Raw genomic sequence first — 1,958 nt, forward strand, 5'->3', positions numbered from 1 at the left:
GCCCCGCTGGCCAACCCGCGCCACGTGCGCCTGACCGTGGGTCTGCTGGAAGGCCCGGCCCTGTCCGGCGACGGCCAGTACCGCGGCACCTGCTCGTCCTACATCGCGCGCCTGGAGCCGGGAGACGTCTTCTACGGCTACGTGCGGGTGCCTTCCCCGACCTTCGCCCCGCCGGTCGACCCGGCCACGCCGCTGGTCCTCATCGGCCCGGGCACCGGCATCGCGCCGCTGCGCGGCTTCCTGGAGGAGCGCGCCCATCAGCAGGAGAACGGCATCGAGGTGGGCCTGTCGCAGGTCTTCGTGGGCTGCCGCCACCCGGAGCACGACTACTTCTACCGGCAGGAGATGCAGGACTGGGAGCAGTCCGGGATCGCCCAGGTTCACACCGCTTACTCCGCGGTGGCCGGTCACCCGGCCCGGTTCGTGCAGAACGCCATCGCCAACGCCGCCGACACCGTGTGGCAGGCCATCGAGGACGGCGCGTACATCTACGTCTGCGGTGACGGCCGCCGCATGGCACCCGCCGTGCGCGAGGCCCTCGCGGCGATCTACCGCAAGCACACCGGCAGCGACGACGAGGCCGCCCAGGAGTGGCTCGCCCAGCTGGAAGCCGACGAGCGCTACCAGCAGGACGTCTTCGCCTGACCCCCCAAACGCCGGGAGGGTGCGGCGGTCCTGACACCCCGCACCCCCCCGGCCACCACTCACCCACAAGGCACCACACGGCACCCACCGGCCCCAACCGCCGGGGAAAGCCCGCTCACAGAAAGCAGAGCACCATGGACACCATGCTCGCCGGACGCTTCCACGTGGACAGCAAGAAGTTCGCCGTGGAGGAGGTCCCCGTCCCCGTGCCCGGCCCGGGCGAGGTACTTGTCGAGGTCAAGGCCGCGGGCGTCTGCCTGTCGGACGTCCACCTGCTCGACGGCTCGCTCCCCCCGCTCTTCCTGGACTCCGACACGGTCACCGTCGGGCACGAGGTCTCCGGTGTGATCCACACCCTCGGTCCCGGCCTCAAGCGAGGCCTGACCGTCGGTACCCGCGTCACCCTGGAGGCCGGCAAGAGCTGCGGCCAGTGCGATGGCTGCGCACGCCGCCGCCCCTGCAGCCAGGTCCGTACCGCTGGCATCGACTACGACGGCGGCTGGGCCCAGTACATGGTCACCCCCGAGGAGACCATCGTCCCCATCCCCGACAGCCTCCCCTTCGACCAGGCCGCGATCATCCCCGACGCGGTCTCCACCCCCTACGCCGCCGTCGTCGCCACCGCGGGCGTCCGTCCCGCCCAGTCCGTCGGCATCTGGGGCGTGGGCGGAGTCGGCGCGCACAACGTCCGCGTCGCCCGCCTGGTCGGCGCCGCGCCGATCATCGCCGTCGACCCGCTGCCCGGCGCCCGCGAGCGCGCCCTGGAATTCGGCGCGGATTTCGCCCTGGACCCGGCCGCCCCCGACTTCGCCGACCAGGTCCGCGCGGCCACCGCCGGACGAGGCCTCGACTTCGCCTTCGACTGCGCCGGCGTGCCCGTCGTCCGTGAACAGGCCGCCGCCGTGCTCGGCCTGGGCGGCTCCCTGATCCTGGTCGGCATCACACCCAAGCCGCTCACCATCACCGAGGGCCTGACCTTCAACTACATGATGAAGCAGGTGCGTGGTCACTACGGCGCCACCCCTGAGGGCGTCACCGAGCTGGTCCAGCTGGCCTCCAACGGCCGCCTCGACCTGGCCCCCTCCATCACCGACCACATCCCGCTCGCCGACGCCGCCGACGCGGTCAACCGGCTGGAGAACAAGATCGGCGACCCGATCCGCCTCATCCTCGTCCCCTGACAACTCTGCAGAAGGACGACCAAAACCACCTTGGGCAGGGGTGAGTGGGCGCCGGTGCTTGAGGGAGCACCGGCGCCCACGGCTTCCCGGATCCGGGTGTGGCGCCTCACCACTGCCGGGCAGGTGTCGTCG

General features: G+C 71.8%; 1 protein-coding gene and 1 pseudogene. Both read left to right on the forward strand.

Annotation, left to right across the window (positions count from 1 at the left end; all coding sequences use genetic code 11):
* Nucleotides 1-645 (forward strand): annotated as a pseudogene (locus tag ACWCXB_RS00005) (bifunctional cytochrome P450/NADPH--P450 reductase); the annotation flags it as partial.
* A 134-nt stretch (nucleotides 646-779) separates the two neighbouring features.
* A complete protein-coding gene (locus ACWCXB_RS00010) occupies nucleotides 780-1,826 on the forward strand; it encodes a zinc-binding dehydrogenase (RefSeq protein WP_450717241.1) in 1,047 nt (348 codons plus the stop codon).
* The last annotated feature ends 132 nt before the right edge of the window (nucleotides 1,827-1,958 follow it).

It is taken from the genome of Streptomyces sp. NPDC001514, assembly GCF_053597075.1.

Coding starts and splice junctions, on each gene's coding strand:
- ACWCXB_RS00010 (WP_450717241.1), top strand. CDS start 780: ATGGACACCATGCTCGCCGGACGCTTCCACGTGGACAGCAAGAAGTTC.